The sequence below is a fragment of the Streptomyces sp. NPDC089799 genome (genome assembly GCF_040684755.1).
In the GTDB taxonomy this organism is placed as follows: Bacteria; Actinomycetota; Actinomycetes; order Streptomycetales; family Streptomycetaceae; genus Streptomyces.
On record NZ_JBFBGR010000059.1, the window covers coordinates 1 to 24,936 of the forward strand.

A 24,936-nucleotide genomic window follows, 5' to 3' on the forward strand; every position below is an offset into this window, starting at 1 on the left:
GAGTTCTCAAGGTGCGGACGCTTCCTTTGTACTTACCCTCTCGGGCTTTCCTCCGGGCGCTTCCTTCGTTCTTGCGTTTCCGACTCTATCAGATCCTTTCGGGCCTGACTCCCAGTCAGCGGGGTTTGTCTTCCGGGCTGTTGGGCCCTTTCGACTCCCGAACTCTAGTGGATTTCCCTGGCGGCTCATAATCGGGCCTCGGAAATGAATTCGGACATGCCGAATTCGTTCCCTGTCGGGGATCGTGCTGAGTTGGGTTGCCGCTACGAGGCGGCGGGATGTGTTGTCGAAGAACCGTTACGGCCCCGCGGCAACTCGGAGTACTTTACGGATCCACCTGGGGCGTGTCAACCCCGGGTCTGGAGGGCCTCCACCCGGTCCAGCAGGCGGGTCAGGATGTCGCCCAGCAGGGCCCGTTCGGCCGTGGAGAGGTCCTGGAGCAGGTCCTCCTCGAAGACCGAGGCCATGCGCATGGCGTCGAGCCACTTGCTCCGGCCGTCCCGGGTGAGCTCCACGATCACGCGGACTCGGTTGGACTCGTCCCTCTCCCGGGTGACCAGGCCCTCGGCCGTCATCCGGTCGATCCGGTGGGTCATGGCCGCCGGGGTCAGTCCCAGCTGCTTCGCCAGTTCGCTCGGGCCCATCCGGTACGGGGCGCCGGCCAGGACGAGGGCCTTGAGGACCTCCCACTCGGCGTTGCTGATGCCCAGGGCCGAGGTCTGGCGGCCGTACGCGACGTTCATCCGCCGGTTCAGCCGGCTCAGCCCCGACACGACCTTCTCGACCTGGGGGTCGAGGTCCTGGAACTCGCGCTGGTAGGCGGCGATCTGCTCGTCGATGGTCGGCTCGTTGACGGCCGCAGCGCCGTCGGGGGTCTCACCCATGGCGACGAGTATGGCACGCCCCATTGGCATCGAACTCCTTCGGTATGTACTCTTAACCATCGAACTTTAGGTATGAAGTCTTCAGCTCTAAGAGTGGGTGAGAAGTGACCAAGGTGATGGGCGCTGCGCTGCGGCGGATCCAGGCCGGCAACGCGCTGACGGCGTTCGGCATCGGCTTCACGGTTCCGTTCCTCTACATCTATGTGGCGCAGGTGCGGGATCTGGGCTCCATGTGGGCGACCGGCGCGTTCATCGCCTTCGCGCTCGGTGCGCTCGTCGCGCTCCCCTTCACCGGTCGCGTCATCGACCGCCGCGGTCCGGTCCCGGTGGTGATCGGTGCCGCGGTCGCCGCCTCGGTGGGCGCGCTGTCCCTCGGGCTGGCGACGGGCGTGCTGCCGATCCTGCTGTCCGCCCTCGCGCTGGGTGCCGGTCAGGCCGTGATGCAGCCCGCGCTGGCCACGATGATCGTGTGGTGCTCCACCCCGGCCACCCGGACCCGGGCCTTCGCGCTCCAGTTCTTCATGCAGAACCTGGGCCTGGGCATCGGCGGTCTCATCGGCGGCCAGATCGTCGACGAGAACCGCCCCGGCAGCTTCACCCTGCTCTTCGGCATCGAGGCCGTGATGTTCCTGGTGCTGGCCGGCGTCATCCTCTCCGTGAAGATGCCGCACGCGCCCGCGATCAAGGACGCGCTCCCCAAGGACCCGGCCCGGTCCGGGGGCAGCGGATGGAAGCGGCTGCTGAAGCACGGGGCGATGGTGCAGCTGTGCGTGCTCGGGTTCGTGCTGTTCTTCGCCTGCTACGGACAGTTCGAGTCGGGTCTGGCGGCGTTCGGCACCGAGGCGGCCGGGATCTCCCCCTCCACCCTCGGTTTCGCGCTGGCCGCCAACACGGGCGCGATCGTGGTCGCCCAGTTCGTCGTGCTGAAGCTGGTGGAGAAGCGCCGCCGGTCCCGGGTCATCGCGCTGGTCGGCCTGATCTGGACGGTCGCCTGGGTGATCGCCGGGTTCGCCGGCCTCGGGCACGGCAGCGCCGTGATGGCCGCCGCCGCGTTCATCACGACGTACGCGCTCTTCGGCATCGGCGAGGCGATGCTGTCGCCGACCCTGGCGCCGCTGGTCGCGGACCTGGCTCCGGAGGGCTCGGTCGGGCAGTACAACTCCGCCTTCGCCCTGGTGAAGCAGATGGCGCTGGCACTCGGCCCGCTGGGCGTGCCGCTGGGTGCCGGACTGCCGATGCTCTACATCGGGATCTTCGTGGCCGTCTCGCTGGGCATCGCCTGGCTGGGCCTGCGGCTCGGGAAGCAGCTGACGGCCGCGCAGGACCACCCGTGGTCGGTGCGGGCCGCGCAGGCTCCGGCCGTACGGCGCGCGGAGGCCGAGCCGGTCGCGGCGTAGGGCCGGAGCGGACGGCGGCGCGGAACAGGTGAAGAGAAGAGAAGCGTGCGGGGCCCCTCCCCTTCGGGAGTGGGCCCCGCACGCTTCTCGCATTCCCTGCGCGTCCCTGGCCCTAGCCCTGGCCCTGGTCCTTGTCCCGGTCGGGGAGGGCGAACTCGCACCAGACGGCCTTGCCGCCGCCCGGGGTGCGGCGGGAGCCCCAGGAGGAGGCGATGGTCGCGATGATCGAGATGCCGCGGCCGGTCTCGTCCCCCGGTTCGGCGCGGCGCCGCCGCGGGAGGTGGTCGTCCCCGTCGGTGACCTCCACGATCAGGCGGCGGTCGGTGCGCCGCAGGCGCAGCCGCATCGGCGGGGTGCCGTGCTGGAGGGAGTTCGCGACGAGTTCGCTGGCCGCCAGGACGCCGAGGTCGCAGAGCTCGACCGGGAAGCGCCAGGAGGCCAGGACGCCCTGGGCGAAGGCGCGGGCGCGCGGGGCCGCCTCGACGCCGCCGAGGAGTTCGAGGGCGGCGTTGTGGAACAGCTCGGCGTCGGGACCGGTGCGGGTGGGGTGCTGGAGGACCAGGACGGCCACGTCGTCGTCGTGGTCGGCGTCCACGCCGAGGGCGCGCATCAGGCGGTCGCAGATGACCTGCGGGGTGCCCTGGGCTCCGGAGAGGGCGCGGGCCAGGGCGGCGACGCCCTCGTCGATGTCCTCGCCGCGGCGCTCGACCAGGCCGTCCGTGTAGAGGACGGCGGTGGAGCCGGGGCCGAGGGCGATGGTGCCGGAGGAGTGCAGCCAGCCGCCGGTGCCCAGCGGGGGGCCGGTCGGGTCGGCGGCGCGGCGTACGGTGCCGTCCTCGTCGCGGACCAGGATGGGCAGGTGGCCGGCGGAGGCGTAGGCGAGGAGGCCCTCGTTGGGGTCGTGGACGGCGTAGACGCAGGTGGCGATCTGGCTGGCGTCGATCTCGGCGGCGAGTCCGTCGAGGAGCTGGAGCACCTCGTGGGGCGGCAGGTCGAGGCGGGCGTACGCGCGGACGGCCGTGCGGAGCTGGCCCATGACGGCGGCGGCGCGGACGCCGCGGCCCATGACGTCGCCGATGACGAGGGCGGTGCGGCCGGCGCCGAGGGTGATGACGTCGTACCAGTCGCCGCCGACGGCGGCCTCGGTGCCGCCGGGCTGGTAGGTCGCGGCGATGCGCAGGTCGTCGGGCTGTTCCAGTTCCTGCGGGAGCAGGGAGCGCTGGAGGGTGACGGCGGCCTCGCGCTGGCGGGCTTCGCTGGCGCGGAGCCGGTCGACGGCCTCGGCGTGGTCGGTGACGTCGGCGAGGTGGATCATCACGCCGGTGCCGCCGGGGCCGGGGTAGGCGACGGGGGTGCAGGTGACGGTGTAGGAGTTGCCGCCGCCGGGGGCGGTGCGGTTCTTGGCGGTACGGGGCCTGCCGCTGCGCTGCACCTGGTCGAGGAGCGGGAGCAGGCCGAGTTCGCCGAGTTCGGGGAGGGCCTCGGCAGCAGGGGCGCCCACGGGGCGGGAGCCGAAGCCGGCGGTGTAGGCGTCGTTGAGGTAGGCGACGCGGTGGTCGGGTCCGTGGACGAGGGCGACGAGGGCCGGGAGCCGGCCGAGGACCTCGCGTACGGAGAGCTCGTCGGGGGAGGGCACCGCGGCGAACGGGCTGCCGGTGCCGGTGCCGGAGACGGTGGGGTCGGCGGGACGGCCGTCCGGCGCGGAGACGCGGGCAGCGGGGACGGAGCCTTCGCCTCGTTTGGCCTGGGCGGCGGCGTGTTCGGTCCGGGCGGCGGCGCGGCGCTGCGTTCCGGGAAACCGGGCGCTCCAGCGCGTGAAGTTCACTGCGTTCAAGCCTCGTGGTGTCGCTCGTGGTCGCTGTGTTGTTCAGGGGGACGGTCGCTGGGCGGTGGGGTCCCCCGCTCGGGCGGAGCCTGGAGCGGGAGGGTGTGGCGGCATGGCGCGCCGTCACGCCGTGGTCACTCTGCGCAGGTGTGGGCACACCTATGGTCACACGTCCAGTGTGGCCGACCGCACTGGCGGCGTCAGCCCTCGCCCGGCTTCTGGAGGTGTGGGCGGGGCCCGTGGTGGCGGATGCCCGCCGCGAGTTCGAATTCGGCGCGGGGGTGTTCGAGGGACCCGAGGGACACGATCTCGCGTTTGAACAGGCCGGCGAGGGTCCATTCGGCGAGGACGCGCATCTTGCGGTTGAAGGTGGGGACCCGGCTGAGGTGGTAGGTGCGGTGCATCAGCCAGGCCGGGTAGCCCTTGAGCTTGCGGCCGTAGATGTGGGCGACGCCCTTGTGCAGGCCGAGGGAGGCGACGGAGCCCGCGTACTTGTGGGCGTACTCGGTGAGGACTTCGCCGCGGAGGGAGGCGAGCAGGTTGTCGGCGAGGGCCTTGGCCTGGCGTACGGCGTGCTGGGCGTTGGGGGCGCATTCGCGGCCCGGTTCGTCGGCGGTGATGTCGGGGACGGCTGCGGCGTCGCCGGCGGCCCAGGCGTGCTCGACGCCTTCCACGGTGAGGAAGGCGGTGCAGACGAGCCGGCCGCGTTCGTTCCTGGGCAGGTCGGTGGCGGCGAGCACGGGGTGCGGTTTGACGCCGGCGGTCCAGACGACGGTGCGGGTCGGGAAGCGGCTGCCGTCGCTGAGCACGGCGACGCGGTTCTCGCAGGAGTCGAGGCGGGTCTCCAGGCGTACGTCGATGTTGCGGCGGCGGAGCTCCCGGACCGTGTACCTGCCGAGTTCGGGGCCGACCTCGGGGAGGATGTGGTCGCTCGCCTCGACGAGCACCCACTTCATGTCCTCGGGCTTGATGTTGTGGTAGTACCGCGCGGCGAAGCGGGCCATGTCCTCCAGTTCGCCCAGGGCTTCGACGCCGGCGTAGCCGCCGCCGACGAAGACGAAGGTGAGGGCGGCGTCGCGGATGGCGGGGTCGCGGGTGGAGGAGGCGATGTCCATCTGCTCGATGACGTGGTTCCGCAGGCCGATGGCCTCCTCGACGGTCTTGAAGCCGATGGCGTAGTCGGCGAGGCCGGGGATGGGGAGGGTGCGGGAGATGGACCCGGGCGCGAGGACCAGTTCGTCGTACTCCAGGTGGAGCGGGCCCGCGCCCTCCTCGTCGGTGGAGAGGGTGTGGATGGTGGCCGTGCGCTTGGCGTGGTCGATGCTGCGGGCTTCTCCGCTGACGATGCGGCATGTGTCCAGGAGGCGCCGGAGGGGGACGACCACGTGCCGGGGGGAGATGGAGCCGGCCGCTGCTTCGGGGAGGAAGGGCTGGTAGGTCATGTAGGGCTCGGGGGTGACCACTGTGATCTCGGCCTCGCCGGCTCTGAGCTTCTTCTGGAGCCGCAGGGCCGTGTACATGCCGACGTAGCCGCCGCCGACGACGAGGATGCGCGTACGGGGCGGGTTACCGGGGGCCGCGCCCCGGGAGTTAGCAGCCTTCACCATCCCATGACGCATCGTGGCCGGGAGTTTGTCCACAGGCCCGTCGAATCGTGTGACCGGGGGAGGGTGTGGGGCGGTGTTGCCGGAAGGGCTCCGGGGGGTGCAAGGAGTGCAGGTCAGGGGCACCGGAAGGATCGGTTCCGGAGGGCGGAATCGGAAAAGTGGGGGTGAATGCTCCGATCGGGCGGTGGTCCGTACGGGGCTCCCCCTTCTGAATTGACTCTGGCTCAACTATGTTCGTAACTCGTCGAGCGGTTGGGCGGGGCCTCGATGACCACGGCCCACTCGACACGAAGGCGGGGAGTGTCTCCGGGGGGAGACAAATGATTACCGGGGGAAACATATGCATATTTCCGATTTTCATGGTTCTGCGACGGCGCTCTCGGACGGGGGCAGCCGCGTGATCGCGGGCGGTACCACCCACGGCGTGGGCCGTTCCACCCCGCTGCGCGTGGACGCGCAGCGCAATCTGGAGCACGTGCTGCGCGCAGCACGTGAGGTCTTCGGGGAGCTGGGGTACGGGGCCCCGATGGAGGACGTCGCACGCCGGGCCCGGGTGGGCGTCGGCACCGTGTACCGGCGCTTCCCGAGCAAGGACGTGCTGGTCCGGCGGATAGCCGAGGAGGAGACCGCACGGCTGACGGAGCAGGCGCGGGCCGCGCTGGGCCAGGAGGAGGAGCCCTGGCAGGCGCTGTCCCGGTTCCTGCGGACCTCCGTGGCCTCGGGTGCCGGCCGGCTGCTGCCGCCGCAGGTGCTGCGGGTCGGCTCGGGGTCCGAGGAGGAGGGCGCGGCCGTGGCGGCGCCGGAGGACGCCCGGGTGCCGCAGCAGCGGCAGCAGTCCGAGCTGCGGGTCGTCGGCTCACGGCCGGCCGCGCCGGGCGAGCCCGCCGAGGACGCGGGTGCCGGGGCGCTGCTGGAGGTGGTCGGCAAGCTGGTGGAGCGGGCGCGGGCCGCGGGTGAACTGCGGACCGATGTCACGGTGGCCGATGTGCTGCTGGTGATCGCGACCGCCGCGCCGGCCCTGCCGGACCCGGCCCAGCAGGCAGCGGCCTCGTCCCGGCTGCTGGACATCCTGCTGGAGGGCCTGCGCTCGCGGACGGCCTGACGGCCTTACGGCGCTGAGGGCTCTGTCGGCTCTGACGGTGCACGTGATGGTCCGGGCAGCGCGACCCGGGTCACCCGTGCGTGTGGGAGCGGTGGAGACGCGCCGGATCCCTCGAACGACCGACCGCTCGAACGGGTGAGGAGCCGTGGGGCTGTTCGCCCCGCGCGGCCCGGACGGGTGGAAGGCGCGGAGAGGGGTCCGGGGCGCAGCCCCCGTGTGCCACGCTTTCCGGCGTGTACCGGTTGAGCGTGTCGTACGAGGGCTTCCGCGATGGGCGTTGACGGTCGGAACGAACCACACGGTGGCGCCGGGGCCGACGCCGGGCTCGATACGGGGCTCGACAGTGGTGCCGGTGCCGGTTCCGGCGTTGGTGCCGGTGCCGGTTCCGGTGCGGGGACTGTCGGTCTGCCCGCACGGCAGGTTCCGGCGCAGCGGGAGCACGGAGGCGGGGCGGCGGCTGCCGCGCTGCCGCCGTCCGACGGTGACCTGATCGCCCGGGTGCGCGGTGGCGACGACGGCGCGTACGAGGAGCTGTTCCGCCGGCACTCCGATTCCGTACGGCGGTACGCGCGGACCTGCTGCCGGGACGGGCACACCGCGGAGGACCTCACGGCGGAGGTGTTCGCGCGGACCCTGCAGGCGGTGCGCGGCGGGGCCGGCCCGGACCAGGCGGTGCGGGCGTACCTGCTCACCACGGTCCGCCGGGTCGCCGCGGCGTGGACGAAGACCGCCAGGCGGGAGCAGCTCGTCGAGGACTTCGCCGTCTTCGCGGAGCAGGCGGCCGCGGGCGCGGCCGGTACCGGGGGCGCGACCGGGCTGTCCGGCGAGGACACCCTGGAACTGGGCGCCGAGGTCCGGGCCATGCACGAGGCCGAGCAGTCCCTGGCCATGCAGGCGTTCCGGAGCCTGCCGGAGCGGTGGCAGGCCGTGCTGTGGCACACCACCGTCGAGGAGGCGTCACCCAGCTCGATCGCGCCGCTGTTCGGGCTGACCGCGAACGCGACGGCGGTGCTGGCCGGCCGGGCCCGGGAGGGGCTGAAGCAGGCGTACCTGCAGGCGCACGTCAGTACGGCGCTCAGCGCGGGCGGGGAGTGCGCGCAGTACGCGGACCGGCTGGGCGCGTTCGCCCGGGGCGGGCTGCGGATGCGCGCGGAGCGGGGACTGCGCAAGCACCTGGAGGAGTGTGCGAGGTGCCGGCTGGCCGCCGGCGAGCTGAAGGACGTCAACGCGGGCATTCCCGCGCTGCTTCCGGTCGTGGTCATCGGGTGGTTCGCGGCGGGGTACGCCGCCAAGGCCGCCGGGGTGGTGGCCGGGGGCGCGGTCGCCGCGGGCGGCGCGGGCGCGGCGGCGGCCGCGACCGGCTCGGCTGCGGGTGGTGCGGGCGCGACTGCCGGTGCGGGCGCCGGCGCGGCTGCCGGGACCGGTGCGGGCGCGACTGCGGGTGCGGCCGGCGGGTCGGGGGCGGCCGGTGGGTCCGGCGTCGGGGCCGCAGCGGCCTCCGAAGGCCTCGGGCTGCCCGTAAAGGCGGCGCTCGCGGCCGGGATCGCGGTGGCGGCCGCCGCCGGGGTGGTGTTCGCCCTGGCCGGGGACGAAGCGGAGCCGCAGGCGGGGGCGAGGCCGGCGCCGAGCGCGGTGGCCCCCGCGGTCCCGGACACCCCGGCGCCGCCCGCACCCCCTCCGCCCCCGCCCCCTTCCCCTTCCCCTTCTCCCTCTCCCGAGCCTTCGGCGAGGGCGGCGGTGCCCGGGCCGCCGGAGCGGCGGGCCGAGCGGCCGTCCCGCCCGGCGGTCCGGCCCAGCCCGGCTCCGCCGCGCTCGCAGGCACCGAAGCCCCGGCCGGCACCGCCGGAGCCCACGCCGCCTCCGGCGCCCACCCCGCCGCCGGCTCCCCGGCCGTCGGCGGACTACCAGCTGGCGCGCCTCGGGTACGCGGTGCTCGGCGGCCACGACCGGCCCGAGCTCGACGCCTGGCGCAGCAGCTGGGTCTGGCAGCGGTGGGGGCTGCGGGTCGGCGGACAGCGCTTCGAGCAGGGCATCACGGTCAACTCCAGGTCCCGGGTGGAGATCCGGCTCAACCGGCAGTGCACGGCGTTCTCCGCGCGGGTGGGTGTGGACGGGCTGTCGCTGCCGAAGGGGGCGGGCTCGGTCCGTTTCTCCGTCTACGCGGACGGCAGACGGGTCTGGCGCTCGGCGCCGGTCGGCGATGGTGACGGCACGGTGCCGGTCCGGGTCGGGCTGGCGGGGGCGGAACGGGTCCGACTGGTGGCGGAACCGGTGCGTGGGGCGGGACCGATGCTCGTCGCCTGGGCGGACGCGGTCCTCACCTGCTGACCGGCTCCGCCGGGGGCACGGGCGCCGGCTCCGCCAAGGTGCGGGCAGGCGTACGGCTGCCGGGCTCGGCGCGGGCGGGGCCCGGGCGGAGCTGTCGTCAGGAGAGGGCCGGGCGGCGGAGGGGGACGCCCGTGGGGACGGCGCGGCGGCGGGGGGTGGAGGTGCCGGTCCAGCAGGTGCCGCGGCGGGCCAGGAGGCGCCGTAGCCAGAGCTCCATGGAAACCAGGTCGGCCAGCCCGTCCAGCGGGACCGGGTGGCCGTCCGCCGCGTCGGCGAGGGCCTGCTGGACGACGCGCGCGTCGATCAGGCCGGCGTCGGCGAGGTAGGGGGAGGAGAAGAGGAGCAGGAGGTCGGGGAGGGCGGCGCGCAGGCCGAGGCGGGTGGCCCGTTCGTTGGGGGTGTGGGTGGCCGCGCCCCAGCCGGGCGGGAGTTCGCGGATGCCCGCGCCCGAGAGGATCTCGCGCAGGATCGTCGCCCGGGCACCCGGCTGAACACGGAGGGATTCGGGTAGGGCACGGGCGGCCCGGACCACCTGGTTGTCCAGGAAGGGCGCGTGCAGGCGCTGGCTGCGGACCTCGGCGGCCTGTTCGAAGACGCGGTGGTCCGCCGCATGCCGGGCGAGCACCGAGCGGGCGCGCGCCTCGCCGGGGCGGAGCGAGAGGGGTGGCCGGCCGGCCGCCGCACTGAGCCGGATCGACACCTCCGCCAGCGCCTCCCCGGTGAGCCAGCGCGCCGCCGGGCCGGGCCGGCACCAGGCCAGGGCGGAGAGTGAGGCGTTCACCGGCCCGTCCGGGACGGTCGGCAGCCGACCGTCGCGAAGCCGTCCCGCCACCTCCTCGACACCCGCGCGGTACGGCGTACGGGCCAGGCGGCGGGCCGCCGAGTAGACGGTGAGCGGGACCAGCAGCGAGGTGCCCTCCGCCGCGGCCGAGCGGGCCAGTGCGGCCACGGGGCGGAGGAGGGGCCGGCGGCGGCGGTCCATCAGCAGGTCGGCCAGCCGGGCCGGGTGCCCGTCGAGGACCTGGCGGGCGCCGTGGCCGACGAGGTGGTCGGCCGAGCCGGCCGCCAGACGGCGCCGTTCGCGGGCGGCCACGACCAGTCCGGGGCCGGGCTCGTCGGTGAGCGGGCCGTCGAGGTCGGCGTAGGGCAGGGCGTCGTCGGAGGCGGCGACCACCACGTGGTGCAGGCGCGGGTCGGCGGCGATCGCGCGGGCCCGTTCCAGTTCCGGCTCCCGGCCCTGCGGGGTGGCCAGGTCGTTGAAGGTGACGGCCAGCAGCCGTTGGCCCGCGGCGGTGGCCCGGTGGCCGAGGACGGTGCCGGGCGCGCCCGGGAGGCCGGCGGCGAGCAGCGCGAGGGTGGCGGAGGCGCTGCCGCCGGAGAGGTCGGCGCCGATGCCGGGGACGGGCGCGGGCATGCCGCGGGCCGCCCGCCGGTCCTCCGGGCCCATCCCGGGGACCGGTCCGGGGTCGTACGGCAGGGTGTCGGGAGCATGCCTCGGCGCCGTGAGCCGGGCGCGCACCGCATCCACCAATGCCTCCCGTACGCCCTCCACCGCGGGACCCGCCTCGAGTTCGGGCGCGGCCACGGCGAGGGAGGCGACCGGCTCGTACCCGGTGATCTCCCGGGAGCCCTCGCGCAGGATCAGGGCGTGGCCGGGCGGGATCCGCCGGACCCCGGAGTAGGGGGTGCCGTCGCCCAGTGCCTCGGGGCTCTCCGGGCAGGCCAGCAGGGCCGCGAGGTGGCCGATGTCGAGCTGTGCCTCGATCAGGTCGGCGAGCGGCAGCGCGGCCGTGGCGTACGCCGTACCGCCCGCCCAGGGCGTGTAGAACACGGGTCTGGCACCGGCCAGGTCGCCCAGGACGGTGATCCGCCGGCCGGCCTGCACCACGACGGTGTGGCTGCCGGGCCAGGAGGTCAGGTGGCGCAGGGCGCCGCCGCGGGCGGTGTAGAGGGCGCGGCGGAGTTCCTCGTCGTCGGCGCCGCAGCAGCCGAGCACGGCGAGCCGGGTGAAGGGGTCGGCGGGGTCGGCGGTGACGGTGCGCACCTCGTCGGCACGCCAGTCCCCGACCGCCCACAGCGGGTCGGGGTCGCCCCAGAGCAGCTGGGCGCCGACGGGGTGGACGGTCCGTTCGGCGTCCTCGGCCGGGTCGTCGGGATGGGCGGCGTCGGCCAGGCCCCCGCGGAGCACGCCGTCGTGGGCGGCGCCGGTCACGCGACCGGCCGTGCCGAAACTCGCGGCGATACTGCTCCACCCCACCAACCAGCGCATCGCCGCCTCCCCGCTACCAGCATCGTGGGCACCTGTGGGACGGGGTCCATGCTGCCACGAGAGAGGCGCACAAGGGTCGGCAAAGGGGGCGCACAGATGGGGGAACGCGCGCCGTTCATGCCGCATTTGACGCTGCGTGACCGTAATCCCGGCACGCACCACAGTTGGTTTTCGGCCATTCTTCGGGCCTGCGACGGCCGGGGGTTGGCCGTAAGACGGCGCGCGGGGCGCGGTCCGGGAGGCGCGGCCCACCTCCCGGACCGGTCCGCCACCCGCGGGGATTGAGGCGGCGGTGTCCCCCGGCCCACCCGATCCGCGCAGCGGGCCGACCCACGCACCGCACATCGAATCGCCGGGCTCCCGGCCGGGCCAGAGCGCACGGCCGGGCGCACGGCCACACGGCCGGAGCACGGGTACGGGCGTGCGCCCCCGGCGCTCGGACGGCGCGCGTCCGCACGCACGGACAACAATCCCGCCATAGGGAAGGCAGGCCCTTAACGCTTGGCATGCGGCGAACTACGCTGGGTTTACGAATGCCGGGCGCCTATGCCCGGCGGCCGGCTTGTGTGGTGCGTTCCGCGTGACGAGGGGTGGCGCATGTCCAGGGAGCTCCGCGAGCCCAACGAGAAACTCGGCGCCGTCCTCGCCCTCGCCGGCATCAGCAACGCGGGGCTGGCCCGGCGGGTCAACGACCTCGGCGCGCAACGGGGTCTGACGCTCCGCTACGACAAGACCTCGGTGGCCCGGTGGGTGTCGAAGGGCATGGTGCCCCAGGGCGCCGCCCCGCATCTGATCGCGGCCGCGATCGGCGCCAAGCTGGGGCGTCCGGTGCCGCTGCACGAGATCGGGCTGGCCGATGCCGATCCGGCGCCCGAGGTGGGTCTGGGCTTCCCGCGCGACGTGGGGGCGGCCGTGCGCTCGGCCACCGATCTGTACCGGCTGGATCTGGTGGGCCGGCGCGGCGGTGGCGGGATCTGGCAGTCCCTCGCGGGGTCCTTCTCGGTGTCGGCGTACGCGGTGCCGACTTCGCGGTGGCTGATATCGCCGGCGGACAGCTCGGTGGCGCGGGAGGCCGCACCACCGCCTGGGCCGGGCGCCGCCGCACCAGCGGCCGCATCCACCGCCGCACCCGCGGCCACAGGCGCCGCGGCGCCGGCGGGCGGGCCCGCAGGTCCTGCGGCGGACGGACCGACGGCAGCCGGATCCGCGACCGGATCGGCAGCCGGATCCGCAGTCGGGTCCGCGGCCGGACCGGTCCCCGCACAGGCCGCGCGGGCAGGGCGGCCGCTCCGGGGGACCCGGCAGGCGTCCGGGCGGGACGCCGCGCAGGCGCCCGCTCCCACCGCTGCCCGTGTCGCCGCCGCTGCCGCCGCTGCTGTTGCCGTGTCCACATCGCCACCGCCGTCGCCCGCGCTGTCGCCGACCTCCGTTGTGCCCTCGCAGCCGCGCCCCGAAACGCGCGGCGGCCCGGCGCTGCCGCTGTCGGACGCGACACCGCAACGGGTCGGCCACAGCGACGTGGCCAAGCTGCGCGAGGCCGCCGAGGACGCCCGGCGCTGGGACTCCAAGTACGGCGGCGGGGACTGGCGTTCGTCGATGGTTCCGGAGTGCCTGCGGGTGGACGCGGCACCGCTGCTGCTCGGCTCCTACAGCGACGAGGTGGGCCGGGCCTTGTTCGGCGCCACCGCCGAACTGACCCGGCTGGCCGGATGGATGGCCTTCGACACCGGACAGCAGGAGGCGGCCCAGCGCTACTACATCCAGGCACTGCGCCTGGCCCGCGCCGCCGCCGACGTACCGCTGGGCGGATACGTACTGGCGTCGATGTCCCTGCAGGCCACCTACCGGGACTTCGCGGACGAGGGCGTGGACCTGGCGCAGGCCGCCGTGGAGCGGAACCGCGGCCTGGCCACCGCCCGCACCATGAGCTTCTTCCGGCTGGTGGAGGCGCGGGCGCACGCCAAGGCGGGCGACTCGCAGGCGGCCGGGTCGGCGCTGCGGGCGGCGGAGGGCTGGCTGGAGCGGGCGCGCGAGGGCGACCCCGACCCGAGCTGGCTGGGCTTCTACTCGTACGACCGGTTCGCCGCGGATGCGGCGGAATGCTACCGGGATCTGAAACTGCCCCGGCAGGTGCGACGGTTCACCGAGCAGGCCCTGTCCCGGCCGACGGAGGAGTACGTGCGCTCGCACGGGCTGCGCCTGGTGGTCAGCGCCGTCGCGGAGCTGGAGTCCGGCAACCTGGACGCGGCCTGCGCGGCGGGCACCCGGGCGGTGGAGGTCGCGGGACGGATCTCGTCGGCCCGCACCACCGAGTACGTACGGGACCTGCTGCACCGGCTGGAGCCGTACGGGGACGAGCCGCGGGTCGCCGAGCTGCGCGAGCGGGCCCGGCCGCTCCTGGTCACGCCCGCCTGACGGGCGGGCGGGGAGGGCGCCGGGGCGGTCGGGGACCCGGCGGGGGGGCCGGTTTTCGCCTGCTTCGTGGTGCCCCGGCGCTCGGCTGTCGGTGGCACGGTGCAGTATCAGGGGTGGGAGGTGGCGCGAGTGGGCAGCCTGGACTGCGATGTGCTGGTGATCGGCGGCGGGATCGTCGGCCTGTCGACCGCGCACGCCCTGTCGCGGCTCGCGCCCGGCACGCGCGTGGTGGTGCTGGAGAAGGAGGCGGGCCCGGCCCGCCACCAGACCGGCCGCAACAGCGGTGTGATCCACAGCGGGATCTACTACCGTCCGGGCTCGCTCAAGGCCCGGTTCGCGGTGCGCGGCGCGGCGGAAATGGTCAAGTTCTGCGCGGAGCACGACATTCCGCACGAGGTGACCGGGAAGCTGATCGTCGCGACGGAGCGGTCGGAGCTGCCCCGGCTGCACGCGCTGGTCCAGCGCGGCCGGGAGAACGGCATCCCGGTGCGGGAGCTGGGCCCGGCCCAGATCGCGGAGTACGAGCCGGAGGTCCGCGGCCTGGCCGCGATCCACGTCGGCACCACCGGCATCGTGGACTACGGGCGGGTGGCCGCACAGCTCGGCGAAGCCTCGGGGGCGGACGTGCTCTACGGGGAACGGGTGGAGCTGATCTCCCGGCGTCCCTCGGCGGTCGCGGTGCGCACCTCGTCGGGCCTGGTCGTACGGGCGAAGGCGCTGGTGAACTGCGCGGGGCTGCAGTGCGACCGGGTGGCCCGGCTGGCCGGTGACGAGCCGGGCATGCGGATCCTGCCGTTCCGGGGCGAGTACTACGACCTGGCGCGGCCCTCGCTGGTGCGGGGACTCGTCTATCCGGTGCCCGACCCGGCGTTCCCCTTCCTGGGGGTGCACCTCACCCGGGGCATCGGCGGCGGTGTGCACGTCGGACCGAACGCGGTGCCGGCGCTGGCCCGCGAGGGGTACGGCTGGTCGGTGGTCCGGCCGCGCGACGTGGCCTCCGAGGTGGCCTGGCCGGGTACGTGGGCGATGGCGCGGCGGCACTGGCGGTACGGCGCCGGGGAGATCCACCGCTCGCTGTCGAAGCGGGCCTTCACCGAGGCGGTGCGCAGGCTGCTGCCGGGGGTCGAGGAGGCGGATCTGCGGCCGGCGGTGGCGGGGGTGCGGGCGCAGGCGGTGCTGCGGGACGGGACGCTGGTGGACGACTTCCTGATCCGGGAGGCGCCACGGACGGTGCATGTGCTGAATGCGCCTTCGCCTGCGGCTACCGCTTCGCTGCCGATCGGGCGCGAAGTCGCCCGGAGGGTGCTCGGCGCGATGCGGGGCTGAGGCGGTGGTCCCCCGCCTGTACGGGGGGTGGTGTGCAGGGCGCGCCGTCTCGTAGGGCGGAACGTAGAATCGACGCACTGTGTCTGAGTCCCTGAACCCCCAGCCCAGCGCCGCCGGCGTGGAGCAGTCGAACCGCGTCGCGGACGTCGACATCGCCGACCTTCCCGTCGAGGCGCCCGAGGCGCCCCCGTACACGCCGCCCCGCTGGCGGACCGAGTCGCGGTTCGGGCCGGAGGGGCCCGCGCCCGACCCGGCCGGATCGCACCACGAGCGGCGGATCCGCAGCTTCCAGCCGCGGCGCAGCCGGGTGACCACCGGGCAGGAGGACGCCCTGCGGCGGCTCTGGACCACCTGGGGACTGGACATCGACGGCCGCTCGGTCATCGACCTCGAAGAACTGTTCGACGGGCTGCCCGTGGTGCTGGAGATCGGCTTCGGCATGGGCGAGGCCACCGCCCAGATGGCCGCCGACGACCCGGATACCGGCGTCCTGGCGGCCGACGTGCACACCCCCGGCCAGGGCAACCTGCTGGCCCTCGCCGAGCGGAACGGGCTCACCAACGTCCGCGTCGCCAACGGGGACGCGATCATCCTGCTCCGCGAGATGCTGCGGCCGGACTCCCTCGCCGGGATGCGGGTCTACTTCCCGGACCCGTGGCCCAAGAAGCGGCACCACAAGCGACGGCTGATCCAGCCCGAGTTCCTCTCGCTCGCCGCGACCCGCCTGGCGCCCGGTGCCGTGCTGCACTGCGCCACGGACTGGGAGCCGTACGCCGAGCAGATGCTCGAAGTGCTCAGCGCCCACCCGGACTTCGAGAACACGCAGGAGGACGGCGGCTTCGCACCGCGTCCGGCGTTCCGACCCCTGACCCGTTTCGAGGGACAGGGCCTCGACAAGGGGCACCTCGTACACGACCTGCTCTTCCGGCGCATCCCGAACGACGGGAACTGACCCCGACCGGGGAATCCCACGGCTCGTCACCGCACGTGTCAGAGCCGCTCGTTACTGTGATGGCGTGGAGGTCCGAGCGCTGGGCGGCGCGGCGGTCCGCGCCCTGCGTGCCGTCCGCGAGGTTCTCGCGCGCCCGTCGGGCACGGTCCGTACGTGCGCGTTCCTCGGCCTGCTCGCCGTTTCCGGGGCGGCCATCCTGGAACTGGTCCGGGAGGAGACCGGCACCCCCGGCTTCTTCGTCGGGCTGGGTCTCGCCCTGCTGCCGGTGCCGGTGCTCATGGCGGCGTTCCGGTGGCTGGGCCGGGTCACGCCCGGCCCCTGGCCGTACCTGCTGTACGCGTTCGGCTGGGGTGCCTGCGCCGCGGCGCTGATCGCCATACTGGCCAACAGCTTCGCGACGGAGTGGATAGCCGGCGCCACCACCGACCCCTCCGACGCCGACCAGCTCGGCTCGATCGCGATCGCCCCGGTGGTGGAGGAGTCCGCGAAGGCCGCGGCCCTGCTGCTGGTGTTCCTGTTCCGGAGACAGCGGCTGTGCGGCGTCGCGGACGGGATCGTGCTCGCCGGGTTCACCGCGACCGGCTTCGCCTTCACGGAGAACATCCTCTACCTGGGCAATGCCTTCGGCGAGGACCTCGGCAGCGGCATCGGCGTGCTGGACTCGCTGACCGCCGCGACCTTCTTCGTGCGGATCATGCTGTCGCCGTTCGCGCACCCGCTGTTCACGGTGCTCACCGGCATCGGCTTCGGCGCGGCCGCCCTGTGCACGCGCCGGTGGGGGCGGGTGGGGCTCCCCCTGGCCGGCCTGGCGCTCGCGATGGGTGTGCACGCGCTCTGGAACAGCTCCTCCGAGCTGGGCGAGTACGGCTTCTACGTGGTGTACGGCTCCGTGATGGTCCCGGCGTTCGGGCTGCTGGCCTGGGTGGCCCTGTGCGCCCGCCGACGCCGGCTGCGCACCGTGGGCAGCGAGTTGGCGGTGTACGCGGGAGCCGGCTGGCTGGCTCGCGCCGAGATCCCCGCGCTGGCCTCGATGCCGGCCCGGTCCCTGGCCCGCGCGCTGGCCCGGCGGGCGGGCGGCCGTACGGCGGGACGGGCGGTGGCCGTCTACCAGGCGGACGCGGCGGAGCTGGCGCTGCTGCGGCACCGCGCACGCCGCGGAGGTCCGGGACGGGTGCCGGAATTCGCCGAGCGTGAGCGGGAGTTGCTGGAGCGGATGTGGCTGCACCGGCCGGTGGCCGGTCCGGCGCTGGTCCGGGCGGCGGTGCTGGAGGAACTGGTGCCGGCGGAGGAGCCCGGCCGGCCGCCCGTCCGGCCCGTGGTGCTGCCCGTCGCTAGACGTTCAGGCCCCTGGCCTCCAGCCAGGAGAGCGGATCCGTCAGCGACCCCCCGGCCGTGCGCACTTCCAGGTGGAGATGGGCGCCGGTGACGTTGCCGGTCGCGCCGACCCGGCCGATGGTCTGGCCGGTGGTCACCGGGCCGGAGGTCACGGACATCGAGGAGAGGTGGCAGTACCAGATCTGGGTGCCGTCCGCGAGTTCGAGCACGATCCGGTAGCCGTAGGCGCCGGACCATCCCGCCGAGACGATCTTGCCGCCGTGCACCGCCTTGACCGGGGTGCCGGTCGGCGCGGCGAAGTCGAGGCCGGTGTGGTGCCCGGAGGACCACATGGAGCCGGAGTCGCCGTAGTGCGAGGTGAGCGTGTAGGAGGAGGTCGGCAGGGAGTAGGAGCCGGCGGCCGGTTTCGCGGCCTGCTCGGCCTCGGCCTTCTCCTCGGCGGCCTTCCGGGCGGCCTCGTCGGCGGCCTTCCTGGCCGCTTCCTCTGCCGTCTTGCGGGCGGCCTCGTCCGCCGCCTTCTGCGCGGCCTCCTGCTTGGCCTTCGCCTCCGCGGCGGCGGCGTCCTGGGCGGCGCGCTCGGCGGCGAGGAGTTCGGCGGCCGCGGCGGCGTCGTGCTGGGACTCGGCCTGCTGGAGTATGCGGTGGCGGAGGGCTTCGCCCGCGTCGGCGCCGGACCCGGCGAGCCGGTCGGCGGCGCCGTCGGCCTGCCGCGGGATGAACGGTGCGGGCCCGGCCTGTCGACCGCCGTGGTCCGTGCCACCTGTGCCGGCGCCCTCGCCCGCGTCCCGGAGGCCGGCCCGGTCGGCCATGTGGGCGACCTCGCCGGCCATCTCGCCGGCCATGTCGCCCGCCGCTTCGCCGACGGCGTCCAGCGAGGGCACGGATATCGCGACCTGGGGGCGGTCCTGGGCGGTGGCGATGCCGCTCGCGCCGACTGCGGCGATCACACCGACGCCCAGAACGGTGGAGCTGCGGGCCAGTCCGCCACGCTGGCGGTTCACCCGGTGGCGACCGCGGACCGGACGGGCGGAGTCCTCGGTGGGGTTCCATTCGCCCCAGGCACCGGCGGAGGGCTGCTCGGGGTTCTCGTTGCCTTCCACCGGGATGCACTCCTTCCGGCGCGCACGCGCACGGTGCCGCCTGATGCGACGGTTGGGACGACCGCGCTGCGTTATCGAACGGTAATAGACACGGGTGCATGATTCCAAGCTGTCGCGATTGATCGTTCTCGGCAATCAGCCACGCCCTGACGCGATTTGACGGGAACATTCCGCCCATACGCGGATGGAATCAGGGCATTCAGCCTCGATCTTCGATATGTTCCCGGCCATGAACAGCATATGACGCGCCATCAGGCGTGGTGCCGGAGAGCACTCCTGCGACTACTCACCGTGGTGGGCTTCCGTCGTCCCGGGTGACCGCCAGCAGCGCCATGTCGTCCGTCGCCCCGCGGCGCGTGTGCCGCCGTACGTCCGCACTGAGGGCGCCCAGCAGTTCCTCCGGCCCGGGGAAGGTCCGCCCGCGCATCCGCGCCTCAGGGTCGTAGAAGGAGCCCCGGGGATCCCGCGCCTCGGTCAGTCCGTCGGTGTAGAGCAGCAGCGTGGCCCCGGCCGGGAACTCCCACTCACCGGCCCGGTCGGGCCATCCCCCCAGCTCCCCCATGCCCAGCGGCAGCGCCGGCTCGTCCGGCGCCAGCCGCCGCACCTCCCCGCCCGGACACAGCAGCAGCGGTTCGGGATGGCCCCGGTTCACCGTCCGCAGCACGGCCGCCCCGTGCGGGATCTCGGCCAGCACACAGGTCGTGAACCCCTCCACCGCGTCCAGCGAGTTCCGCCGGGTGCCCTCCCGGGCCAGCGCCCGCTCCAGCCGCCGGGCCACCCCCTCCAGAGCGGGCTCCTGTTCGGCCGCCTCCCGGAACGCGCCGAGCACCACGGACACGGCCTCCACCGCGCCCAGCCCCTTTCCGCGTACGTCGCCCACCGCCAGGCGCACGCCGTACGGGGTCTCCTGGACGGCGTACAGGTCCCCGCCGATGAACGCGTCGGCCTCGGCGGCCTCGTAACGGGCGGCGATCCACAGCCCGCCGAGGCGCCCGGGCGGCACGGGCAGCAGCGCCCGCTGCGCGACCTCGGCGATCCCGCGGGCGGAGGCGAGCCGCTCTCCGCTCCGCCGGACCACCCGGTTGATCAGGACCGCCAGCGCGGAGACGGTGGCCACGGTGGCCAGGTCGGTGAGGGACTCCACTGCCCAGGGGTCGCCGTAGTACAGGTGGAGGCCGAGCACGGCGGCACAGGCGAGCACCCCGGTCAGGACGGTCGCGCGCAGGGAGAAGAGGGGGGCGGCGACCAGTGGGGCGGCGGAGAAGAACGGCGATCCGGTGTAGCTGGGCGGGGACAGCAGGTCGAAGAGCAGCCCGAGCACGATCAGCAGGGCGGGGAGCACGCGGACCAGCCGCCGCACCGGCCGGCTCCCGGCCCCGGCTCCGGCGTCACCACCCGCCACGGTCTCCTCCCATCACTCGGTCAAGGCTGGGGCCGCGGGAGGCCCGGCGGCGACCGGACGGGATCCGAACGAGTGATCACGGGAACGGCGAAGGTGCTGGAACACCCGGGAACACCCGGGAACGACGAAGGCCCGGATCCTGATGCTCACGCATCCGGATCCGGGCCTCGTACTGAGTAGCGGGGACAGGATTTGAACCTGCGACCTCTGGGTTATGAGCCCAGCGAGCTACCGAGCTGCTCCACCCCGCGTCGGTGAACACAAGCTTACGCCATCCGGGAGGCACTCGTCGCCAATTAACCTCCGGGTCCGGCCGCGCGGGCCTCCGGCACTACAGCTTGGCCAGGAAACCGGCCAGGTTCCGGGTCATCCGCTCGATCTGCTGCTCCACCGTCAGCGACTCCTCGAACCGGCCGCCCGGCTCCGGCTGCTTCTTCCCGCGCACGTAGAGGGAGCAGGCCATGTCGGTGCAGAGGTAGATGCCGACCGAGTTCCCCTCGCGCCCCTCCTTGCCGCTCTTGCGGGCGGTCATCAGCGAGACCCCGCTGCCGGGGTGGGTGGTCAGGCAGAGGGTGCACATGCTGCGGTGCAGGAAACCGCGCTTGACCGAGGGGAAGCGGAGCGTGAGGCCGATGAGCCGGCCCTCGTGCTCGGTGACGAGATAGCTGCGGTCGGGCGCGGACAGATCGCGCCAGCCCAGGAAGTCCAGATCCTCCCAGGGACGCTCGGCCAGGTCCCTGGGCATGGGCAGGCGGGCCGCCTCGCCCTTGGAACAGTTGACGAACGAGCTGCGGATCTCGGTCTCGGTCAGTGCCTTCATGACCACCACGCTAGGCTTCCTAGGACCCCTAGGCAATTGATTAATGACCCAAGGAAGATTCCCTCGGGAAGATTCCTCCGAGGAAGCGAGGTGTCCATGGCCGCACGGGCCGGACTCACACCCGACCGCATCGTCGAGGCGACGGCCGAGCTGGCGGACTCCGCCGGATTCGACCGGATCAGCGTCTCGGCGCTCGCCCGGCACTTCGGCGTCAGGGACGCCAGCCTCTACTCCCACGTCCGCGGCCTCCAGGACCTGCGGGAGCGGCTCGCCGTCCGCTGCGCGGCCGAGTTCGCCGACCGCCTCGGCGCCGCCCTGGCCGGCCGCTCGGGCCGGGACGCCCTGGCCGGGTTCGCCACCGCCTACCGCGACTACGCCGTACAGCACCCGGGCCGCTACGCCGCCACCCAGTTCCCGCTCGCCCCGGAGATCACCGCCGCGTCCCCGGGCCACCGCCTCATGATCGAGTACACGTACGCCCTCTTCCGCGCGTACGACCTCGCCGAACCGGACCTCACCGACGCGGTCCGCCTGCTCCGCAGCACCCTGCACGGCTTCGCCGCCCTGGAGGCCGCGGCGGCCTTCCGGGCGGCCCGCTCCCCCGACGCCTCCTGGCCGGCCGTGCTGGAGGCCCTGCACACCACCCTGGCCAACTGGCCCCGGCACGCCCGCGCCTGAACACCACGGCCGCACGAACGCGACGGCCCGAACGCGACAGCGCCCCGACCGGATCCCGGTCGGGGCGCTGTGCGAGCGGTAGGCCATGTCGGACTCGAACCGACAACCAATGGATTAAAAGTCCACTGCTCTGCCAATTGAGCTAATGGCCCTGGCGTGCTCTCCCCAGAGCATAGCCGGACACCGCCCGTCAGCCGATTGGGTATCGGCCGACGGGCGGCAGGTGTGTCAGAAGAGTTTGCGCGAACCGAGCTGGGCCGCGATCTTTCCGGTGGCCAGCAAGCCGCCCGAGCCGTTCCCCTTGTTGAAGAACAGCTCGCCCTTGGCATTGCGGGACACCAGATCCGGGATGAGGTCGCCATTGAGGTCGCCCACGCCGATGAAGAGGGTGCGTCCGTTGGCCCACCCGGTCCCGTTGACCTGGACCCGGGGCTTGAAGGTGCCGTTCCCGGCTCCGTCGAACCGCCACAGGGTGTTCGCGCCGTCCACGGCCATCAGGTCGCCCGATCCGTCACGGTTGACGTCGCCCGTGCCGAAGAGCTGCGGGTACTGCTTGAAGTTCCCGGCGAGCTTCACGCGCGGCTTGAACGCACCCGCGCCGTCGGCCGCGTACAGGTAGAGGTCACCGGTGCTCGCCTGCCGCGCGACCAGGTCGGGACGGCGGTCCCCGGTGACGTCACCGGGGAAGGTCAGGACGTCGTACTGGCCCCAGCCCGTGCCGAGCGGCTTCGACGGGGTGGACGTGGTGACGATCGTGCCGCACGCCGGGTGGTAGGAGCGGAGCTCACCGGCCGCGTTGCGGACCAGGATGTCGCCGCACCCGTCGCCGTTCAGGTCGCCGAACGGGACGAAGGTCGAGGTGCTCGGCCAGCCGGGGCTCGTCTGGGGGACTTCGAAGCCGGGGTATCCGGGGCTCCGGTGGAAGCCGAGCCTGTTCTTCTCGTCCAGCGAGACCAGGTCCCCGTGTCCGTCCTTGCCGAGGAAGTCGCGTCGGGGGCCACCGGCGTCGATGACGTTGAGCACGCCGGTGGAATTCAGGTCGGGGCCCTGTCCGTCCGCCGGCTTTCCGCTCAGCGTCCATGCGTAGGCGCCGTTCGGCACCAGTCGGCCCGCGCCGTCCTTGCCGTCCCAGGTCGTACGAACGGTGGCGCGCGCCTCGCCACCGGTGATCGTGCGGACCACCGCGCCGCCGGTCTTCTCCCTGATCGTCAGCGTCCAGGAAGAGGCGGTCTTGTTCAGGAACCAGGCACCCGACCAGGTCTTGGTGCCGACCACCGGGTCGAAGGAGCCCGGGGTGTCGCGGTCGATCGCTGCGATGCTGCTGCCGGCGACCGCCGCATTGACCACGTGGATGGCATGGGCCGCGTCGCGCCAGGCGATCCGGCCGGAATACCTGTCCACGGTCCAGCCGGTGCCCGGCACGGGGTTGGCGGGCTTGCCGATGTCCCGGGTTCCCGTGGCTCCGCGCAGGTCGGTGATCTTCACTGACCCGTCCTTCTCCCAGGCCACGAAGCCGTCGCCCAGGCGGGCGGTGTTGTGCGCGGGCAGCGGCACGTTCGCCCGGGTGCCCGTGTCGTAGACACCGGAGGCGCCGTCGCACTTCCAGTAGACCGAACTGGCCCACGCCTCCAGCACCTTGACATCGCAGTCGGCCACCTTCGCCGTGCGGACCACCTTGCCGTCGCGGACGTCCACGGCCTCCAGCTCACCGCCGGCGCCGGGCTTCTCCCGCCACACCCAGGCCCCCGACAGCGCGAACGTGGTCCCCGAGCCGGGGAGGGTGCGCACGGCCTTGCGCCGGTCGAGGTCGTAGACCGTGACCGGGCCGACCGCGTCCTTGGGGTCCGCGTAGGCGACGAACCGGCCCGACGCCTGGACGCCGCCCACCGCGGGAGGGAGGTACATCGTGCCGAAATTCTTGCCGCTCGGGTGCGAGACGTGGAGGAAGTGATCCCCTTCCCCGTAGACGAGCCGCCCGTCACCGACGGGTACGAGCGGGGTGCACGGGCGCCGCTCCTGCGTGCCGGAGAGGTTGCAGTTGCCGACGATCTGGCCTCGGTCCCTGCGCGGTCCCGTCTGCGGCGCACCCCCGGCGGGCAGGGAGTACTCGGTCAGCTTGGGCACGTCCGGGAGGTTGGGGTAGGCATCGGTGCTGTAGAGCCTGCCGTTGTCCATGGCCAGGCCGCCGATCTCCACGGTCACCGGCGGAAGATCGGCCCGCTGGACCAGGACGGCCCTGCCGTCGGCACCCCGCTCGACCGTCTGGACGGTGCGCTGGGTACCCGGACCCTTGAGCCCCGTGACCAGACGTCCGTCCTGCACCGCGGTCGGAGGGCTCGTCTCCTTGTCGGTGAGCACCCGGGGCGGGCTGCCGTCGAGCGGAAGCGCCTGGAGCTTCCCTCCTTCCGACATCAGGAGGTCGCCGCCCACCACGCCGTAAATCTTCCAGTTGAGGGTCGTGCTCTCGTAGGGGACGCGTTTCGCGTCCTGCTCGGCGAGGGAGCCCCTGGTGTCCCAGGCTTTGACGGCCTGCAGTTTCACCACGCCCGGGACGTACTCCCCAGCGAGGAGCCAGTCGCCCACCACGGTGCCCCAGGGGGCAGTACGGACGGTTCCGCTCCTGTCCACCCACCGCGATGCGCCCTTGACGCTCACCAGGGCTCCGTGCGTGTTGATCCCGTAGACGCTGACCTCACCTGCCGGAAGGCCGGTGACCTCCAGGTCCTTCAGCCGGCCGTTCTCCAGGGTGAGCCAGTGGAGTCTCGTCCCCTCCGCGCTCCCGGTCTTGGTGAGCACGGCTTCCCCGGACACCACCGGTTCTCGCCGGTTGCCGACGAAGCTGTGCCCTTCGGGGAGGGTGATCACCGACGTCGACCCGTCCCGCATGTCGCGGAAGGTCACCGTCCGGGTGTCGACGAAGGCGAGTGTCTCCGCACCGGCCGCACGGACGACGCCCTTCGGCAGGTTCGTCAGCCGGGTGCCCGTCTTCTCCCCGTACTTCGTCCATACGTACGCCTCGTGGTCGGCGCGCAGGAAGCCGGAGTTCGTTCCCACCCCGCTGTCCTGGTGCGGGTTGGCCCGGGTCTGGGCCGGGATCACGAGCTCCGCCGTCCCGGCCGGGCTCGCAGCCGGGGCCGCGGTGGCGGTGGCGGAGAGCGGAACGAGTGCCGTTCCCAGCGCGGCGAGCACCACGGCGGCAGCCGTCGTGTGACGCAGTCGGCTGTTCATCAGTAGACCCCCTTGTAAGTGCCGAAGCCGGTGGCGATCTTCGTGGTGGCCAGCAGGCCGCCCTTGCCGTCGCCGTTGTTGCGGAGCAGCTCACCGGCCGCGTTGCGGGAGACCAGGTCGGGCTTGGCGTCCCCGCTGATGTCGCCGACGCCGATCAGCTGCACCCGGCCGGCCGCCCAGCCCGCGCCGTTGACCTGGACCCGGGCCTTGAAGGTGCCGTTCCCGACGCCGTCGAAGCGCCACAGGGTGTTCGCACCGTCCACGGCGA

17 protein-coding genes and 2 tRNA genes are annotated in these 24,936 nt (G+C 73.5%); 8 read left to right on the plus strand and 11 right to left on the minus strand.

All coding sequences use genetic code 11. From position 1 onward, the window contains the following. Positions 1-347 precede the first annotated feature (347 nt). Positions 348-884 carry a MarR family transcriptional regulator gene (locus AB0O36_RS35790; protein WP_365117930.1) on the minus strand — a complete coding sequence of 179 codons (537 nt, stop codon included), beginning with the start codon at positions 882-884 and terminating at the stop codon, positions 348-350. A gap of 116 nt (positions 885-1,000) precedes the next feature. On the opposite strand from AB0O36_RS35790, the gene AB0O36_RS35795 reads away from it, so the two are divergent. Continuing rightward, positions 1,001-2,281 carry an MFS transporter gene (locus AB0O36_RS35795; protein WP_365117932.1) on the plus strand — a complete coding sequence of 427 codons (1,281 nt, stop codon included), beginning with the start codon at positions 1,001-1,003 and terminating at the stop codon, positions 2,279-2,281. A gap of 112 nt (positions 2,282-2,393) precedes the next feature. Here the strand turns inward: AB0O36_RS35795 and AB0O36_RS35800 are convergent, their stop codons facing one another. Both AB0O36_RS35800 and AB0O36_RS35805 read right to left on the minus strand, forming a co-directional pair. Beyond that, entirely contained in the window at positions 2,394-4,106 is a 1,713-nt protein-coding gene (locus tag AB0O36_RS35800) for an ATP-binding SpoIIE family protein phosphatase (RefSeq protein ID WP_365117935.1), read from the minus strand. A gap of 200 nt (positions 4,107-4,306) precedes the next feature. Continuing rightward, the gene (locus AB0O36_RS35805; RefSeq protein ID WP_365117901.1) at positions 4,307-5,713 is read right to left on the minus strand and encodes an NAD(P)/FAD-dependent oxidoreductase; all 1,407 of its coding nucleotides are present in this window, start codon (positions 5,711-5,713) and stop codon (positions 4,307-4,309) included. A gap of 340 nt (positions 5,714-6,053) precedes the next feature. Between AB0O36_RS35805 and AB0O36_RS35810 the strand changes: the two genes are divergently transcribed. Both AB0O36_RS35810 and AB0O36_RS35815 read left to right on the plus strand, forming a co-directional pair. Further along, complete coding sequence (locus AB0O36_RS35810) at positions 6,054-6,815, plus strand: helix-turn-helix domain-containing protein (RefSeq protein WP_365117904.1); 762 nt, start codon at positions 6,054-6,056, stop codon at positions 6,813-6,815. A 270-nt stretch (positions 6,816-7,085) separates the two neighbouring features. After that, on the plus strand, positions 7,086-9,143 hold the full coding sequence (locus AB0O36_RS35815) for a sigma-70 family RNA polymerase sigma factor (RefSeq protein ID WP_365117906.1): 2,058 nt from the start codon (positions 7,086-7,088) through the stop codon (positions 9,141-9,143). A gap of 97 nt (positions 9,144-9,240) precedes the next feature. Here the strand turns inward: AB0O36_RS35815 and AB0O36_RS35820 are convergent, their stop codons facing one another. Next, positions 9,241-11,412, minus strand: coding sequence for an asparagine synthase-related protein (locus tag AB0O36_RS35820; RefSeq protein WP_365117909.1), 2,172 nt, complete (start codon positions 11,410-11,412; stop codon positions 9,241-9,243). Between the two features lie 597 nt (positions 11,413-12,009). Between AB0O36_RS35820 and AB0O36_RS35825 the strand changes: the two genes are divergently transcribed. From AB0O36_RS35825 to AB0O36_RS35840, 4 genes are all read left to right on the plus strand, one after another. Then, positions 12,010-13,827: a sporulation protein gene (locus tag AB0O36_RS35825; RefSeq protein WP_365117911.1), complete on the plus strand. Its 1,818-nt coding sequence runs from the start codon at positions 12,010-12,012 to the stop codon at positions 13,825-13,827. A 129-nt stretch (positions 13,828-13,956) separates the two neighbouring features. Next, entirely contained in the window at positions 13,957-15,153 is a 1,197-nt protein-coding gene (gene lhgO, locus AB0O36_RS35830; protein WP_365117914.1) for an L-2-hydroxyglutarate oxidase, read from the plus strand. Between the two features lie 151 nt (positions 15,154-15,304). Further along, entirely contained in the window at positions 15,305-16,105 is an 801-nt protein-coding gene (gene trmB / locus AB0O36_RS35835; protein WP_365117938.1) for a tRNA (guanosine(46)-N7)-methyltransferase TrmB, read from the plus strand. Between the two features lie 169 nt (positions 16,106-16,274). After that, on the plus strand, positions 16,275-17,531 hold the full coding sequence (locus AB0O36_RS35840) for a PrsW family intramembrane metalloprotease (RefSeq protein ID WP_365117941.1): 1,257 nt from the start codon (positions 16,275-16,277) through the stop codon (positions 17,529-17,531). Here the strand turns inward: AB0O36_RS35840 and AB0O36_RS35845 are convergent. From AB0O36_RS35845 to AB0O36_RS35860, 4 genes are all read right to left on the minus strand, one after another. Beyond that, on the minus strand, positions 17,437-18,540 hold the full coding sequence (locus AB0O36_RS35845; protein WP_365117916.1) for a M23 family metallopeptidase: 1,104 nt from the start codon (positions 18,538-18,540) through the stop codon (positions 17,437-17,439). The two genes, AB0O36_RS35840 and AB0O36_RS35845, sit on opposite strands and share 95 nt — an antisense overlap. A gap of 286 nt (positions 18,541-18,826) precedes the next feature. Further along, positions 18,827-19,942, minus strand: a complete 1,116-nt coding sequence (locus AB0O36_RS35850; protein ID WP_365117919.1) for a PP2C family protein-serine/threonine phosphatase — start codon at positions 19,940-19,942, stop codon at positions 18,827-18,829. A 177-nt stretch (positions 19,943-20,119) separates the two neighbouring features. Then, positions 20,120-20,193: transfer RNA gene (locus tag AB0O36_RS35855), tRNA-Met, on the minus strand. 80 nt (positions 20,194-20,273) lie between these two features. Further along, positions 20,274-20,762: an FBP domain-containing protein gene (locus AB0O36_RS35860; RefSeq protein ID WP_365117922.1), complete on the minus strand. Its 489-nt coding sequence runs from the start codon at positions 20,760-20,762 to the stop codon at positions 20,274-20,276. Between the two features lie 96 nt (positions 20,763-20,858). Between AB0O36_RS35860 and AB0O36_RS35865 the strand changes: the two genes are divergently transcribed. Further along, positions 20,859-21,440, plus strand: coding sequence for a WHG domain-containing protein (locus AB0O36_RS35865; protein ID WP_365117944.1), 582 nt, complete (start codon positions 20,859-20,861; stop codon positions 21,438-21,440). A 79-nt stretch (positions 21,441-21,519) separates the two neighbouring features. Here the strand turns inward: AB0O36_RS35865 and AB0O36_RS35870 are convergent. From AB0O36_RS35870 to AB0O36_RS35880, 3 genes are all read right to left on the minus strand, one after another. Beyond that, positions 21,520-21,592 (minus strand) — tRNA-Lys (locus AB0O36_RS35870). Between the two features lie 76 nt (positions 21,593-21,668). Then, positions 21,669-24,668, minus strand: a complete 3,000-nt coding sequence (locus AB0O36_RS35875; RefSeq protein ID WP_365117924.1) for an FG-GAP-like repeat-containing protein — start codon at positions 24,666-24,668, stop codon at positions 21,669-21,671. Continuing rightward, positions 24,668-24,936: VCBS repeat-containing protein (locus AB0O36_RS35880; RefSeq protein ID WP_365117927.1), on the minus strand; the 269-nt coding region annotated here is incomplete at its 5' end. The genes AB0O36_RS35880 and AB0O36_RS35875, both read right to left, overlap by 1 nt.